At 44.5% G+C, this 16727-nt stretch carries 12 protein-coding genes; 5 read left to right on the top strand and 7 right to left on the bottom strand.

The annotated features are described in order from the left end of the window. Positions 1-10 precede the first annotated feature (10 nt). Positions 11-2161, bottom strand: a complete 2151-nt coding sequence (locus JXL83_01215) for a tetratricopeptide repeat protein (GenBank protein MBN2362733.1) — start codon at positions 2159-2161, stop codon at positions 11-13. 314 nt (positions 2162-2475) lie between these two features. Between JXL83_01215 and JXL83_01210 the strand changes: the two genes are divergently transcribed. Together JXL83_01210 and JXL83_01205 are read left to right on the top strand one after the other, a co-directional pair. Then, positions 2476-3378 (top strand): PrsW family intramembrane metalloprotease, encoded by a 903-nt coding sequence (locus tag JXL83_01210; GenBank protein MBN2362732.1) that lies wholly within the window; start codon positions 2476-2478, stop codon positions 3376-3378. Beyond that, the gene (locus JXL83_01205; protein ID MBN2362731.1) at positions 3363-4136 is read left to right on the top strand and encodes a hypothetical protein; all 774 of its coding nucleotides are present in this window, start codon (positions 3363-3365) and stop codon (positions 4134-4136) included. The genes JXL83_01210 and JXL83_01205 overlap by 16 nt, the downstream gene beginning before the upstream one ends. Before the next feature lie 16 nt (positions 4137-4152). Here the strand turns inward: JXL83_01205 and JXL83_01200 are convergent, their stop codons facing one another. After that, positions 4153-5175, bottom strand: coding sequence for a CBS domain-containing protein (locus JXL83_01200; protein MBN2362730.1), 1023 nt, complete (start codon positions 5173-5175; stop codon positions 4153-4155). Beyond that, on the bottom strand, positions 5159-6004 hold the full coding sequence (kdsA, locus tag JXL83_01195) for a 3-deoxy-8-phosphooctulonate synthase (GenBank protein MBN2362729.1): 846 nt from the start codon (positions 6002-6004) through the stop codon (positions 5159-5161). Before kdsA ends, JXL83_01200 begins: the two co-directional genes overlap by 17 nt. 76 nt (positions 6005-6080) lie before the next feature. Here kdsA and JXL83_01190 point away from each other — a divergent pair, with 76 nt between their 5' ends. Then, positions 6081-7061 (top strand): hypothetical protein, encoded by a 981-nt coding sequence (locus tag JXL83_01190; protein MBN2362728.1) that lies wholly within the window; start codon positions 6081-6083, stop codon positions 7059-7061. On the opposite strand, the gene JXL83_01185 is transcribed toward JXL83_01190, so the two are convergent. Genes JXL83_01185 through JXL83_01175 form a run of 3 tightly spaced genes read right to left on the bottom strand, consistent with a single transcriptional unit; the run spans position 7043 to position 9332 of the window. Next, positions 7043-7828, bottom strand: coding sequence for an HAD hydrolase family protein (locus JXL83_01185; GenBank protein ID MBN2362727.1), 786 nt, complete (start codon positions 7826-7828; stop codon positions 7043-7045). The two genes, JXL83_01190 and JXL83_01185, sit on opposite strands and share 19 nt — an antisense overlap. After that, a complete protein-coding gene (gene trxA, locus JXL83_01180) occupies positions 7818-8177 on the bottom strand; it encodes a thioredoxin (protein ID MBN2362726.1) in 360 nt (119 codons plus the stop codon). Before trxA ends, JXL83_01185 begins: the two co-directional genes overlap by 11 nt. Before the next feature lie 51 nt (positions 8178-8228). Further along, positions 8229-9332: an ATP-dependent 6-phosphofructokinase gene (locus JXL83_01175; GenBank protein ID MBN2362725.1), complete on the bottom strand. Its 1104-nt coding sequence runs from the start codon at positions 9330-9332 to the stop codon at positions 8229-8231. 104 nt (positions 9333-9436) lie between these two features. On the opposite strand from JXL83_01175, the gene JXL83_01170 reads away from it, so the two are divergent. After that, complete coding sequence (locus JXL83_01170; GenBank protein ID MBN2362724.1) at positions 9437-11482, top strand: S8 family serine peptidase; 2046 nt, start codon at positions 9437-9439, stop codon at positions 11480-11482. A gap of 39 nt (positions 11483-11521) precedes the next feature. Continuing rightward, the gene (locus JXL83_01165) at positions 11522-12505 is read left to right on the top strand and encodes a PAS domain S-box protein (GenBank protein ID MBN2362723.1); all 984 of its coding nucleotides are present in this window, start codon (positions 11522-11524) and stop codon (positions 12503-12505) included. Between the two features lie 22 nt (positions 12506-12527). On the opposite strand, the gene JXL83_01160 is transcribed toward JXL83_01165, so the two are convergent. Beyond that, positions 12528-16712 carry an ATP-binding protein gene (locus JXL83_01160; GenBank protein ID MBN2362722.1) on the bottom strand — a complete coding sequence of 1395 codons (4185 nt, stop codon included), beginning with the start codon at positions 16710-16712 and terminating at the stop codon, positions 12528-12530. Between the last annotated feature and the right edge of the window lie 15 nt (positions 16713-16727).

Raw genomic sequence — 16727 nt, 5'->3', positions numbered from 1 at the left:
CAGTGACATTCTAACGGTTCGAAGTTTTCTCAATAAATTCTCTCATTTTCGGTGCCTCGGGATGGGAGGGATTAAGGTCCAATACCTTCCGGAAATAATAAGCCGCCTGTATGCTGTCTCCGGTCAAAATGTGATATACGGCAAGCTCTCTCATAAATCTGACATCTCCGGGAAATCTAGAAACTCCTTCCGTGAGGGCGGTGTATCCGGATTTCATGTCTCCGAAATCAGAAAGATATATAAGAGAAAGATTGTAAAGAGCGTCGGAGTCGGATGGAGATGAGGCGCAATGAGATTCAGCGAGCCGTTTCTTTTCCACGAAATGACCGGCTTCTCCGAGTATTTCTATCGCAGTAATAATTTCTTCTGCAGATCCGGTCGTTTGAATTCTTCCCCGGCATGCTTCGATGGATATTCTCAAAGCTCTGATGAGGAGAACGGTTCCGGGTGTTTCTTTCAAGCCTCCTATTAGGTCCGAGGTCTTATCAATGTCACCTTCGATAAAATATATTTTTGCCAGATTGACTGCGGCGTCCGTAAAATCCCGATTCATCCCAACGGCTTTGATGAATAGCAATTTTGCCTGAGAATAATCCTTCAGGCACGAGTATGTTATTCCGAGTTTGTTTATGAGGAAATAATTGGAAGGATACTTTTCGAGTGCTTCCTTATAAAGATCACCGGCCTTTTCATAATCCTCCGATACGAAAAACACGTCTCCTCTTCCGATGTAAGCACCACCGTAATAGGGATGTTTTTTTATCACCTCACTGTAGAGCGAATCCGCTTTTCTCAGATTCTCTTCGGTTTCCACGCCCTCAACCGCTCTGTTGAGACAGGCTGTCCCCAGGTTGCTTCTGGATCGTATCCATCCCTGTCTGCAGTTTTCGCCTGTTTTCCTGGCGGCATCCGTGAAAAGCGAATAATTGTCTTTCCACACTTTTCCCCTCAAAAACACAGCTGTGCAGAAAGACATCAGCACTGCAATAAAAACCAATTTCGAAATTCTGTTTTTCATGAAAACGAAAGGTGACAAAACAGACACCCCCGCAAGAGGCATGTACAAGTAATGCTCCATTCCGGATTCGAACACCGGTATAAGATTGAGCACGGGAAAAAGGCTTATGGACCAGACCAGAAAAGCCCACAAAAAAATCCTGCTTTTTCTGAAAATGAACAGCGATAGGGCTGAAACTGCGACTGAAAGAATCCCAAGAAGAAATTGCAGGTTTAAAAACGAACGAAACAGGTGAATGCCGGTTTCGAAATTCAGAAAATAGGGGAACACGGCTCTCAGCGCGTAATATCCCCAAATCGAAGGCAACGTCAGATAAAGCTTAAATAAACCGTCTTTCGGCATCCAGAAACTTTCGTCCACCTGCGCAAAAGGTGAAACAGAAACGGCTTTCAGGCGCAGAGTCAAGTATAGTGCTAAAACAGGCAATATAAAAACAATGTGCAAAAGCGCTCTTTTCAGCGGAATTTCTTTGCGCAAGAACAGCAGATAAAAAACAGCGGCAATCGGCAGCAGCAAAAAACCTGTTTCCTTGCTGAAAACAGCCAGAAAAAATGAAAGTGGCATTACGCCGTAGGACAGCTTTCTGTCACAGCTCAAAGCGAGACATCCTGACAAAACAGCTATTGCGACAAAAAGATCACCTCTGGCCGAAAGCCAATAGACGGTTTGAGAGTTGGCAGGGTGAAGCGCGAAAAAAAAACCGGCTGCCAGACTCCACAAAAAAAGTCTTTTGGCGTCTTTCGGTTTTTTCATTTGAAAAAAAACGCCCTTGCTCTTACCCGTCGGATTTTGCGACAATATTTTTCGAACAAGTTTATAAAGAAGCAGTGACGCAATAAAATGGAAAACGATATTGTCTAAATGAAAAAACGCCCAATTCTTCTTCCACAAAAATGTCTCGGCGGCAAAAATCGCCGGTATTATCGGTCTGTAATATGGCGACTCACCTCTTGTAACGTTAAAAAGGTCTTTCAAGAAAATTCCTGTGAAATCGCCGTTTTGAACCAGCGCATTTTTTTCAATTAAATCTACGTCGTCGTAGCATAAAGAATTGAAAAGGGACGGTATGTAAGAGGCTGAGACGGCAAGGAACAGCAAGGCAAAAAACATGGCCTTTGTCCTGAAGCCAAAGTCATTTTTCATTTTACCAACAGTCAATCTTTTCCTCTCAAATCATGGTACTTGAATTTTCAGACGTCACTTTTTTAGATTTTAACACTTTCCGATGACATGACAAGAGAAAGAAATACAACATATTGAATCCAGCGTAAAATATTGTATAATGAATTTATGAAATCTGAAAAGTATCCGTCGGTTTTACCGGACTCAGGGGCAGAATTACGCAAATAGTTCTCAATTTTTCAGCCGGCATCGGCGGCATTATATTTTCAACCGTTGTTTTCATATCTTTTCTTCTATGGCTCGACAGATACGAAAAGGAACCGGCATCTCTTCTCGTGTTTGCTTTCTTCTGGGGACTGATACCCGCTGTAGTAATATCCCTTGTACTCGAATCGGCTTTATCAGATACTGCTTCATATGCCGCCCAAGGTGAGATTGCTCAGTCCTTTTTTTCCGTTGGATTAAGCGCCCCGTTTGTTGAAGAGACCGTGAAAGGTTTTTTCATGGTTTTTCTTTTTCTTTTTTTTCGAAAACACATTGACAACGAACTCGATGGAGCCATATACGGCGCCATGGTAGGTTTTGGTTTCGCTTTCACGGAAGACGTTTTTTATTTCATGGGCACATTCAGCGAAGGGATCGTCTCGGGTTACGCCAACGTTTTTTTCAGAAGCTTTATTTTCGGTTCAAATCACGCCTTCTGGTCATCCATAATCGGTTTTGCTTTCGGAAAAGCACTTTTATCCAGAAAAGTTCTCAAGGGGATCGCCCTTGTCACTCTCTCCTGGTTTCTTGCGGTTTTCCTGCATGGGCTTCACAATACCTGCATGATATTCGCCCCTCATACTTACTGCCTATCATTTCTTCTTGACGTCTTTTTCAATTTCGGGGGAGTGATCCTGCTTCTTATAGTACTGACACTTGTTCTGAGAAAGGAAAGCAAATGGATAGAGAAATATCTGAAACCGGAAGTTTTATCAGGACTAATAAGCGAAGAGAACCTCGCCGTGATAGCATCCGCACAAAAAAGGTCTTCATCGAGATTGAGAGCCCTGAAAAAAGGTGGGAGAAAAGAAAACAAAAAACTCGACAGGTTTTTTCAAGCGGCTTCCGAACTTTCTTTTAAAAGATACAGAAACGACAACAATCCGTCAGTGAAATTCGAAAAGCAGATAACAGATTTGACGGAAAAATTCACTTCTCTCGCCCCCGAAGTCAAAAAATGGCTCTCTTTCTGACTTTTTTTCTGCTGACCGTTTTTGAACTACCCGGAGTATACATAGACGAAAACAACATAAAATATTTCAACGAAGCTTTCTACGAGAATTATCAGTCAAGATTGACTTTTTTCAGAACTGAAAACGAAAACGCCTTTCCGGGCGGGATTGTTTTTATAGGCAATTCAATCACTCAGGGCTTCGCAGTCGATAAATTTTTTCCGGGAGTTTTGGTATATAACCGCGGCATAGTCGGGGATCAAATAGGCATTCATGACTGCGCAGGAGTTACTAAAAGGCTTAAGGAATCATGTTTCGATCTCGATCCTCTGGCGATTTTCATCATGATAGGAATAAACGATATAGGAAGCCGTCCGGCCGCAGGCATTGCTGCAGGATATTCAGCTCTCCTTGACGCGATCTTTGACTCACTTCCAATGGTAGAGCTATACGTACAGAGTGTTTTACCGGTAACAGGCGATTACACAAGACTCAATCTTTCCGTGGATTCCCTGAATTCGCTTTTACAGATCATTGTAGACGAAAAATCGTTTTCATATTTCATCAGATACATAGACCTTAACTCCGAATTCAAAGATTCGGCAGGAAGACTTAAAGCTGAATTCTCGTTCGACGGCCTTCACCTGTCACAAAGCGGTTTTGCCAAGTGGGCGGAGTTCATATCTCCTCTCATATACAAAAATGACTTCTTTTTATCCGTCACAGACAGTTTTATGAACGAAGATTTCTATCAGGACTTGCATAACTTCGATCAGTGACAGTAATGACTGTTTTTCAGCCCACGAGACCGAGTTTGACCAGATCCTGAATGTCGAGAATACCCACCGGGGAATCGTTCTCGACGACTATCAGATTGTCGTATTCGTGGCGTGAAAAAAAATTGACGGCCTCACACAAGAGCGCATCCGCTGAAATGGTTGCCGGCTGAGAATACTTAAAATCCGACATTTTGCAATTTACGATTGTCTTCCCTTTTTCCCCGAAATGCCTTCTCAGATCGCCGTCGGTGAACACGCCCGTTAGAGCTCCTTTTTCATTGACTATGGACACGGCTCCCAGTCTCGATTCAGTCATTTTCATCAAGGCGTCAAGCAACGTTTCGTCTTTTGCGCAGACGGGATTGTATTTTCTGACGACATCCCTTACCTTCAACGTCATCAGTTTCGTGTGTTCAAAAAACTTTGTAGTGCCCTCCGACGTCAGAGAATTGTCGCACAGTTTCATCAAAACCGAAAAAGGTATTGTGCATGCGTGCGCGCCGGCTAAAAGAGCCTGTCTTACATGTTCGGAATGCCTGACCGAAGACACCATAATCTGAGTGTCGTATCCGTACTTATCGGTCGTCTCAACCAAGTCACTCACTAACTGCATGGCGTCGTGTCCCTGGTCGTGAAGCCTTCCTACGAGAGGACACACGTATGACGCTCCTGCTTCCATCGCCAGATAACCCTGGTTGAGGGTGTAGACCAGGTGGATGTTTACAAGATTCCCTTCAGAAACAAGTCTGGTGCAGGCTTTGATAGAATGATTTGAAATCGGGACCTTGAATACCGGTTTGTTTTTGAGCGGAAGGGACAACAATTCGTGAGCTTTGGAAACAATCTGATCGCAATTTTCTCCCAAAGCTTCAACGTGCAGTTCAGGAACCATTCCGGACAGCTTCACTATCGCTCCGTTGATGTCGGTAATGCCTTTCCTGTGCATGAAAGTCGGTGTTGTCGTAAGCCCTTTAAGGATACCGAGTTCAAAAGCCTCTTCAATTTCGCCGAAGTCAACGGAATCAAGGAATATTCTCATGTAATCCGCCTTTTATCAAATTGTGAATCTCTATAAGTGGTTTCATAAATTCTTCGAATTCATCAGCTCTGAGCTGGCTGGAAGAATCGCAAAGAGCGTCTTCCGGGCACGGGTGAACTTCGAGAAACAACCCGTCAATTCCCGAAGCGACGGCGGCTCTCGCCAGAGTAGCCAGATATTCTTTTCTACCGCCCTCGGGTAGGGCGCTGGGTATTCCGTAGCGCCTGACACTGTGAGTTGCGTCGAAAATCACGGGGTATCCGATTTTATTCAATTCGTAGAAGCTTCTTGGATCTACTATCAGGTCGTTGTATCCGAAAACATATCCTCTTTCAGTCAACATTAAAGAGCCGTTACCGGCTTTTTCGGCTTTTTCTACAGGATATTTCATATTCTCCGGAGACACGAACTGGCCGTGTTTTATGTTGATGGGTTTTCCGGTTTTGGCGGCCGCTTCAAGCAATGAAGTCTGCATGCACAGATACGCCGGTATCTGCAACAGGTCAAGAGTTTCCGAGGAAGTATAAGCCTGGGCTTCCGAGTGAACGTCAGAAGTGACCGGCAAATCAAATTCGTTTTTAACTTTTTCCAGAATCTTCAGTCCTTTATCCATTCCCGGTCCCCTAAAATTTTCCGGAGAGCTTCTGTTGTCTTTCAGAAAAGAGGACTTGTATATAAATTTCACGCCTAAATTTTCACAGGCTCGAACGAGTATACGTGCAGTCTTCATGACGGTAAGTTCGTTTTCGATGACGCACGGACCTGCAATTAGGAAGATATCCTTCCCTCCGCAAATGACATCTTTTATTTTTACTATTTTTTTGCTCATAGGCTGATTAAAAGAAACAAAATTTCCCTTGCCGAACATACAGTTTAAATTACAATTATAGGAAATAACAAGGAAAATGCAAGCTTTCGAAACAGAAAAAATAATCTCAATAGTTCGCAAGGCGGGAAAATTTGCCCTCAGTACGGGTAAGAACTTTTCTGTCAGCCTTAAAAACGTTGACCCCTCTACAGACGCCGAAAAATCTTTTTTCGAAGAGAAAGCAGTCCTAACCGACGTCGACACAAAGGTGCAGGATTTCATTCTCAGGGAGATTTCAATCGAATACCCGTTTAAAATGGGCGTCGTGGCTGAAGAGCTGCCTTTTGACGAAAAAAATCCTTTCTACGGTTTTTTGAGTGTCGGAAAAATCGAATCCGGTTACACTCTTCTTTTAGATCCCATTGACGGGACAAAAAATTTCGTTCAATGGTCGAAAGACCAGTCGGGAATGTCAAAATTCTGGGCTCTTTCACTTTGCATTCTGAAAGGCACAAAACCTTTCCTGGGAGTAATGCACTATCCGGCTTTAGGAGAAGATTGCACCATTTTTACCGAAGCGGACAAAGGAGTTTTTTTCGGTTCTGCCTGCATAGAGGTTTTATCAGACATCATTTTTAAACAATCAGACAGAGGACGGATAAGCACTGTCATGGGTGAAACAGGAAGAAAACTTGCGAAATTTCTTCCTCAGGACATAGCAAACCCGGGCAGTTTCACCGGAACTTTTCTCGCTCTTCTTGTCAACACAACCGCGAACAGCAAGATTTTCTGTTCGGCAACAGGCGTTCTTCCAGCTTATTCTTTCTACGCCGGGAAAAACATAGACGCGCTCGATCTTTCCTGTGCAACCCTGGCGTATTCGGAAGCCGGAGGATTGGTCTGTGATTCTTCAGGCGAGGAAATGAATCCTTTCGATTTTCTTGTTAAAGACGAATCGCGCCGGGCATTCACGGTTGGAAAACATTTTTTCATGCTTCCCGGACGCAAGTATTTCGATTCGCTCGACTGTTACTTCAAAAGGATAACCGGTTCGGATCTTCACGAATTCCTGAAATGATTCTGAATATATCCTAAAATTTCAGCCGTCCCTCGCCCGTAAGATTCCCTGCTGACGTATAGCTTATTTTTTTCAAGAGGCTTTCTTTTGTCTAATTCGGCAACTTCTTTTTTCCCTCTGAGGGCTGAAATCGCCTTTTTGGAGACGTTATATGGCGCGAAGGAATAATCGGCACCACCGAGCAGTGAAAGATCGTTGAAGGAATCAGCCACAGCGAAAACGTCCGATCCAGAGTCTATTTTTTTCAATCCGGTTAATTTGTTATGGCCGCAAGGAACTATATCGACGGCGACGTCCGAATGTGTGACGTAAAAATCATTTTTTTTATCTGAAGTTAAAAAGTCTAAAACCCTTTCGAATACTTTTTCGGGCGGTTCTCCAGAAATCCCGTTTTTCGTGAATATACTGACTGAAGAAAGGCGCCTGGCAAAATATTTGACTTTTCCGAGATTCATTTCTTTAAGTTTTTTTTCGAGACCTTTCACCTTGTTGGCGTAATTTTCTTCGGTCAATACTTTTTCCGTTGTTTTGTCGCTGAAAACGCAACCGGTTTCAAGAACGAGTCCTTCCAGGCAGTTAATAATTTTTCCAGGGACGCGATCTTTTACAAATCCGAGATCGTTGCCCGAACAAATGAAAATCCTGAAATTTGAGCCGAGTTCAAGAAATAAGCCGGTTATTTCTTCCGTAAGAGAGGCGTCTATCCCCCAGTTTTCGTCGAGTAGTGTCCCGTGAAGGTCGACTCCGAGAATGCGCTTAGACGGCATTTACTTTAAGAACGTCTTTTATCGCTTTCTCGAGAGCGGGTTTGGGCAAGGCGCCCATCGCCATTTGAGGTTTTTCGCCCCTGGGCACGAACAAAAGGGAAGGAATACTCTGTATTCCAAAAGCCGCGGCCAGTTCCTGCTGTTCTTCCGTGTCGACTGAATAGATGCTTATTTTTCCTTCGTACTCACGGGCTATTTCTTCAAGAACAGGTTTTAAAATTTTGCACGGTCCGCACCAATCGGCGTAGAAATCAACTATGCAGGGCAAAGGATTAATTGACAGGACATCGCCTTCTTTTTCGTAGTCGAAAACTTTAACCTTAAAAGTTTCTTTTGTCAGCCTTTCCATTTTTCCTCCGTTTTATCTGAAAAGTAATCGATCGGTTCCTTATGTCAAGGGTCAATCGGTGATACCGAGGCAAGTTCCGACGGACTTGGCACAATGGACGAGTTTGCCGCCGGGAGGAACCAGTTTCAGTCCGTTTATGGCTTCTTTCAAAGGGATAGCGACTATATCCTGGCCCCTGAGCGCCACCATTTTTCCGTATTCGTTTCTGTCTATCAGATCGGAGGCCTCCGTTCCGAACCTGGTAGAAAGGATTCTGTCAAAAGCGTTTGGAGATCCTCCCCTCTGAAGATGTCCCAGAACCGTGACTCTCGTCTCAAGCCCTGTGTTTTCAGTAATCTTTGCGGCTACGTAATTTCCCACGCCTCCGAGTCTTTTTGGGTCCGTTCTCGTCGGGTCCTGCCCCTTGACGACGAGTTCTTCGTTTTCGGCGTGAGCGCCTTCAGCGACTACTACAATACTGAATCTTTTCCCTTTTCTGCTCCTCGTTTTGACCTTGTCGAAAACAGCTTCCCATTGAAACGGTATCTCGGGAATGAGAATGATGTCTCCTCCGCCGGCGAGTCCAGCCTCGAGAGCTATCCAGCCGGCGTATCTGCCCATGACCTCTATTACCATGACTCTGTGGTGCGAAGAAGCAGTTGTGTGAAGCCTGTCTATTGCTTCCGTCGCTATGTCTACGGCCGTCATAAATCCGAAAGTTACGTCCGTGCCCTGCAAGTCGTTGTCTATTGTTTTAGGCACTCCGACAATGTTCATCCCCGCGTCCTGGAGTTTTTTTGCAATGTTCATCGTGCCGTCGCCTCCTATGGCGACAACAGCGTCGAGCTCCCACTTTTGGTAATTAAACAGTACCTGTTTGGAGGAGTCGGTCACGTTTACCTTGCCGTCAGGCATTGTCACAGGATAGCGGAAAGGGTCGGCCTTGTTTGAAGAACCGAGAATCGTGCCGCCGATGTTTATAATCCCTGAAACCGATTGTTCGTCCAGATCGATTTTTTTTGATTCTACGAAGCCCTCAAATCCGTCTTCTATACCGATTACTTTCATCCCTCGGAGGTTCATTGCCGATTTGGCGACCCCTCTTATGACAGCGTTCAGCCCCGGACAATCTCCCCCTCCTGTAAGAATCCCGATTTTCTTGGTATTTTCAGACATGATTCCTCCGTTATTTCACCTTGATATTTTTGAGGTAAAATTATAACATTAAGTCGCTGAAAAAAAACAGTTTAACTTCTGCGACTGAACAAAGGGAGGCTTTTGTGAAAATGATGCGCGTGTTTCTTGCGATTGCTCTTTTTGCGTCCGTTCTTTCGGCTGAAATGCTCCACAAGGACGGCGAAGTAATAGTCAAATTCAGGACTGATCTGAGAAATTCAGTCTCTTTCGAATCGGACAATACGTTCCTCAGAAGCGGTTACGCTTCTCTTGACGCCGTTTTCACCGAGCATCAGGTACAATCATTCCGACAGCTCATTCCGGATTATGACAACACGAAAAACATCGATTACGGCCTCGACATGATCTATGTTTTCGTCTGTTCATCTGACCAGATGGCGATGTCGTCAGTAAACGCATTCAGATCTTGTGCCGAAGTCGAATTCGCTGAACCAAACTATAGAATGGAAGCTTTTACTAACAAACACAGCACCGGATGGGAGCCTTTCCTCACTCCTAACGATCCTTACTACACATATCAGTGGTTTCTTCCTAAGATAAGCGCCTCCGCGGCGTGGGACATTCAGACCGGCAGTCACGGCAAGATAGTCGCCATAGTAGACGACGCGGTTGAAATGGGTCACGAAGACCTGTCTCCGAACTATATGACCGGATACGATTACGCAGACATGGACAGCGATCCCACTCCGCCGAACACGAGCGAAAGCCACGGGACTCACTGCTCGGGCTGCGCCGCCGCCAAAGGAAACAACGGAACCGGAGTCGCTTCGATAGGATTCAACATAGGCTTGATAGGCGTCAGAACCCAGCTTTATACGACCGCTCTCACGCAGGGTATCTATTTCGCATCTCAGAACGGCGCCGACGCTCTGTCTATGAGCTGGGGCGGGTATTCTCCAAGCTCCTCAATAGAATCTGCCATCAACGACGCCTTCAATAACTACGACGTCATCGCATTCGCCGCGGCGGCGAACGACAACGTCAGCACTCCCGTTTATCCGGCATATTACTCCAATGTCATAGCTGTCGCCGCAACAAATTCGAATGACCAAAAAGCGAGCTTTTCCAACTACGGAACGTGGGTAGATATCTCCGCCCCAGGCACAAACATATACTCTACTGTACCTTTTAGTCAGTATACATATATGGACGGAACTTCTATGGCGTGTCCGATTACGGCAGGCCTCGCCACTCTTGTCAGATGCCAGTTTCCATCCGAGACCAACACCCAGATAAGAGACAGGCTCTACAACTCCTGCGACCCTATGACTGGTTGTTCTTACTACAACAGCGGCTACATGGGCGCCGGAAGAATAAACGCCCAAGCCGCCCTTCAGGGAGGAGGAGGTCCGGGCGGAGACACGACAGAACTGATATACGACGACGGGACACCGACCAGCGGTTATTACTGGTCCGGCGCGGGAGCCGGTTCTGCCAACAGGATGACGATGCCCGCGACAAGAGGAACGTACAGACTCCTTTACGCAAAGATATATTTACAAACAAATAATAGCGGCAACAACAACTTCAACCTCAAAGTCTGGAACTGGACAGGAAGCCAGCCCGGCTCAGAAGCCGGATCCTGGACTGCTACAGGCGGCGTGGACAACCAGTGGAACCTCTGGAATATCTCATCTGCCAACATCCAGTACTCGTCAAACACTAACTTCGTCGTCGGAATGATATACGACGGCACCAATATGCCGGTTTACGGTTACGATTACGCAGACAACGGCAGAGCGTGGGACTACGACGCCGGATGGTCTTCATGGGACGAGACTTATTTCATGAGGGCGATAGTTGTCAATCTCTCGACTGGAATTGAGGAAGAGATCGGAAATGATGTATCAGTTTCTTCTCTCGGATTTTATTCTTCATCCCCTGTTTTCAGTGACAATTCGCTGATAAATTTCGAACTACCCTACGAAAGTCACACAAATATAAGTGTTTTCGACATGAGCGGCAGGCTTGTAAGAACGCTTGTCGACTCCCACCAGATGCCTGGAGTTAAGAGGATCAGCTTTGACGGCAGGGACGAAACAGGAAGCATTTTGCCTGGCGGGTCTTACATCGTCAATCTGACGACTTCGAAAGATTCAAGAAGTATTAGACTGGTCAAGATCAACTGAACAAAAAGGGAGGGGATTTCCCCTCCCTGAGTAAAAAATATGGAAGACAAAAAGATTTCTGAACTTGAGGCAAGAATCGCCGAACTTGAAAAACTGAGGAGCGAGTCGGAACTGTCGGAAAACGCGCTCTGGGAAAACGAAAAAAAATACAGAGTGCTTTTCGAATCCCTGCCTGACGGGCTTTTTCACATGATAGACGTCATTATTGACTGCAACTCACAGGCCTGCAGAATATTCGGACGCGGGAAGGAGGACATAATCGGATGCCTCCTTTCCGATTTCTCTCCTGATATTCAGCCCGGCGGCCGCAATTCAAAAGAGGCGATAGAGTCATTCATAGAACAGACCTTCAAAGACCGCTCCCAGAATTTCGACTGGCAGTTTTTAAAAAAAGACGGCTCCAAGATCTATTGCGAGGTCAGCCTAAACAGGATATTCATAGGCGGGGAGGACATCCTTCAGGCGATAATAAGAGACGTAACTGAAAGAAGGAATTTCATTGAACAGCTGAAAGCGAAAAACGAAGAACTGGAAAACATCAACCTGAAGCTCAAGGAAATTGTCAGATCTTCCAAAAAAGTGATTTTGCGCTCAAAACTCAACGAAATAGGAAAAGATCTTCTTTCCGAGATCGCGAAGAAAATGGCATCCGACGGAGGCAGTCTCTTTCTCGTGAAGGAAAATGGGCTCGTTCTTCTCGACGCGCTGGACAAAGGTCACACTCCGGACAAAATCCCTTTCCCTTTAAAAGAGGGCTCCATACTCGAAAGGGTCATGACAAAAAAAGAACCGGTTCTCATAAGCGACATTTCAGAGGAAAAAGAAATAAACGTCAGCGGATGGAAACACTACAAAAACAAATCCATCATGGTCTACCCTCTTTTCGACGAAAACGACGATTTGATAGGCATCATATCTTTGCACAACAAGCAGACTCCGCCCTTTACCAAAGTGGATCTCGAACTGGCTTCCCTCGTGGTTTCCAACACATGGAACGGCATCCTGGACCGGCATCATATTTGATAATTATTCAAAGACTTCAGAATCAGTAATTTCCGGTCCGGCAGCGGGAGAGTTCGGGAACTGTTTTTAGTATTTCCGAGACAGAAGACATCTCACCCGCTTTGACAAGCGAAATCAAAGCCAGACGGGTTGCTGTTCCTGAGAAAACAGGAAAAAATATACGCATTGATTCTATAATTCTCATTCTGTCCTGATAACTCGTCTGTATAAGTGCATTGTAAAGGGCGCTTGCCGAATCCCTCGACAGTTCAGGATGCAAAAATGAAGTTCTTAAAAATTTTCCAATCTTTTCCAGGTAATTTTCCGTCAGGCACATCACAAAAATATCCTCCAGTGATTTCGATCTGTCTTTTCTGTTTTGAATCTTGTCGGCAGCATCAAATATCTTGCTCAAAAGACGGGAACAATCATCCGATCCCCTTTCTTTGAACTTTTCCAATACAATCAGAGCCAGCAGCCTCGCCTTTCTGTCGCTGTCGGATATCTCTTCCGCAATTGCCTCGGCTTTACCGGCGTCTCTGTTATTAATCAGGTTTCTGACAAACTCGGCGTATGCTTCGGATCTTTCGTCGTGATTTTCAATGAGTTTCAGAATCCCGTAAACGTGATCCGACAATTCCAGCGCTTTCTTTCGGTATCCGTTTTCAAACATCCAGTCTTCGAGAAACAAAACCGCCTGGAACTTTTCGAACGGATCAGTTATCAGTTCAGAGACTTCGATTGCTTTGTCCACAAGGTCAACTTTGAGAAGACACGCCGCTATCTCCGAAAGCGCTCTCGATTTATGTTTTTCGCAGGATATCTGTCGAGTCATGTTTACGGCGGACAAAAAAATATTTTCAAACTCAGCTCTGCTTTTTTCCTTGTATGCAGAACATGCTATTTTTGCGTAAAGAACAGATACGCATGCTGTGTCTCCGGTTTTTCCGGCATAAAACAGAGCAGTCTGATAATCTTTCCTCTCGGCGAATTTCATGACGATTTGAGATATCGTCTCTTTTCTCAGCCAGTCCTGGGAAATTTCATTGAGAATTCCCTGCGCCTCTTCGGGTCCTGCCAAAAGCGCTGTTTTTTCAGACAGCTTTGAAAGAGATTCATCCCTTTCTATGTCATTTTCAATTTTTCTTACTATATCGAGGGCTTTGTCTTTTTCTCCGGTGAGGATAAAATGCAGAGCTATTTCGGTTCTCATCCGGCTTTTTTCGTAAGGCTCGGATATACTTTCCGATATGGCGATCGCGGAGCCGATGTCAGAATTTTCTATGAACATTTTTACTATAGATCCGAGAAGTCTCGCTTTGTCGTTGAATTCGTCGGGTTTTTCTATGTATTGATACGTCATCGTCTGATTCATCGACTTGACAAGATGGCCTGATATATCATTCAGCAATTCCGCTGTCGCAAAAGTTTCCTCTGAAAAACTTTTCTTGACGAGGTCGCCCGCCATCCGGACCAAAGCTTTTTCTACATCACCTGTTTTAGCCATGCCGCAGGCGATCAGTGACATCACCCTCATGTGCGCACTCGGATCGAGATTCATCTTCTTGAGAGCTTCAATCACAGAATCATAAAAAACGGCTCTTTTTCGCGAATCACTGAGTTCTTCTCCGGAACGGACAGTTTTAAGCAGAAGACCGATTTTTTCAATTTGCTCGATCAGGCAATCAAGTATTTCCAATGCGGTTTTTACGTCTCCTTTAATCAGAGCTTCTTTAAATTTTTCACCTGCTTCCCTTTTTTCCGCCTCCTCATCTTCGGGCGGAGGAGGGATTGCGTCATATTTGTCTTCCGTCTTGCTTGAATCCTTGGACATTTGAAAAAGCGTCTGAAATTTGTAACTGAAAAAAGGAATTTTGTCGGCGATTTCGTACGCTTTTTCCTTCGAACCTTTTTGATAAAGCCTTTTTGCAAGAAAAGCCAAAGCGCTGGATTTGTATATGTTGTCAGGCATGATGTTGGCGACATCCTCTGCTTTATCATTCATGTTTTTTTCCGACAGTTCTTTTGAAATTTCGGAAAGTGCGAACGATCTCATTTCGTGATCATCCGATGCAATTCTATCTAGAATGGAAAGTCCTTCTTCAAGCCTGGCCGACGAAACCTTTATCGCAATATCCGCAATTGTCTTGTTTTTAAGATAGACGTCTTCAATTTTTTCGCTTATCCGCAGAGCCTTGTTCAAAACCGAGTTGTCTTCCCGGGAATCTTTCATTTTTTCCGCGTAAGAAACCGCGGCGAATGACATCGCCGAATATTTTTCGTCCTTATCGTCAATACTTTCTGCTATGGATATGGCTTCGTCAATTTGACCTACAGAAGCTATTTTTTTGGAAACCAGAGAAAGAATTGAAGCTCTGCTTTTTATATCACCTGTCGACATCAAAATCCTGAGCGCTTTGGAAGGGTCTTCCGAATTCGCCAGAATCAGAGCTATCTCGGAATATTTCTGTGCTTTCTCTTCAGAGTCGTTTATTTTCTTCGTCAAGACGAGAGCTCCTTCTGCGTCTTTTGAGGAAATCATCTCGTCAATTACTCGAAGGGCGATCCTGTCTTTTTCATTTTTATCAATCGCTCCTATTGTCAAAAATTTCCACACGTCATCTGAAGAATGGACCAGAAGTATGAATGAAGCCCAGTAAGCCATGAATTTATCTGAAAAATAGAATCTCCAGTCTCCGGTGCCTTCCGACAGTCTGATGAAAACATCCTCGAACAATGATCCCAATGTCACATCGGTATTTTCTTTTCTCTTTCCTCGCGCAAGAACCAGCGACAGGGTCAGCAGGACCGTATAGCTGTAATAGGCCAAATCGTCCAATTTAGACATTTTTGAAAGAGCTGTTTGTACTTCACTCACTCCTTCTTTCAGAAATTGAGTAAAAACAGATGACTCGTTTTCTTTTTCCGTGTTTTTGGAATTGAAAAGCTCCTCGGAATACAGGAACAGAGACACCAAATTGCTTTCACAGAGTTCATTTCTGGGGTTCTTGCCGAGATTGTATTCAACGGCTTTTGATATCAATCCAAGAGGTATCGATAAGTCTGAAGTTTCATAATACATGTCCCATGCAAACGCTTTCAGCGTTTCAAGTTCGAATCCTTTCCCCGTTACAAAATCATTTGATATAGTGCACGCTCTGAATTTTAAGCAGAACTCGCGAAAATCCAAATCTATCGGCTTGGCTTTTTCAGACAAAAAACCGACGATTTTCGATTCAATTTTTCCAATTTGACAGGAGAATTCCACTCTGACGAACTCGGAGAACTTTCGGTTTGCGATTTCAACGAGCAATTCCCCTTTTTTGTCAAGACCTGTTTTTATGAGCCTGCCCAAACCTTTCGGCTTTTTTAATGCCGTATTTACCGCTATCCCGGTCAAAGCAGAAAGATCTTTTCCCCTCACGGGGAATCCACAGGCGGAAAGAGACAAAATTACCTTCGCCTCTACAGTCTCCGCCTCTTTCAAGCGCAGATGTTCGCATATCTTCATGCAGTATGATTCTGCGTCAAATGATTTTTGGCTGTCTCCCGACATCTCAAAAGCGGCACAAGCGATGATCATATCCGACGGCGAAATCTCTTCTGCTTTCGAGATGCTGTTTTTTATAAAATTTTTCGTTTCAGGATCCATTTTTTCAAGAATCTGCGAACAATCGCCTTTTCCCAAGTCTATTTCCAGGAAATCATTTTCACTCCATTTGCAGGCCCAGAATTTCAGCAGTTCGTTTTTCCTCGAAGATATGATGAATCTGAACCAGTCGCAGGGACAGGGAATGAATTTTGTTATTTCAGAATACTTTTCCGCACCGTCTATAACGAGCAGAATTCTTTCAGGATTATGAAAGCTGTTAATCGCGTTGAAGCGGTCCTGTATCTTCTGCGTTTTTTCGTATATTGTGTTTCCTCGGTCAAAACCTTTCAGTTCAAAAGCTGAATCAAGGCTGTCGGCAAAAAATTCCAAAAAATCCAAAGGATTGGATAATTTACGCAGGTTGTCGATATCGTATCTGAAAACTTTTTCACTTGTGCCGGCGCAGTTGCTTTCTTTGAAAAATCGGTCCAACAGAAAAGACTTTCCAGACCCCTCTTCTCCCGTGATGAGAAGGATTTTTTTACCGCTTTTTATAAAATCCGAGACTTTTATCTCTGCTTCCGCGGGTTTTTGCTCTGCTATTATTTTCTTTTCTGTTTGTTTCTTTCTCGGCATTAAAACTCCCGATTT

The sequence above is a fragment of the candidate division WOR-3 bacterium genome, from assembly GCA_016934535.1.
Lineage (GTDB): Bacteria > SDB-A > SDB-A > SDB-A > SDB-A > JAFGIG01.
The sequence above is the reverse complement of the archived record's forward strand: the minus strand, read 5'-3'. Positions and strand labels throughout refer to the sequence as shown.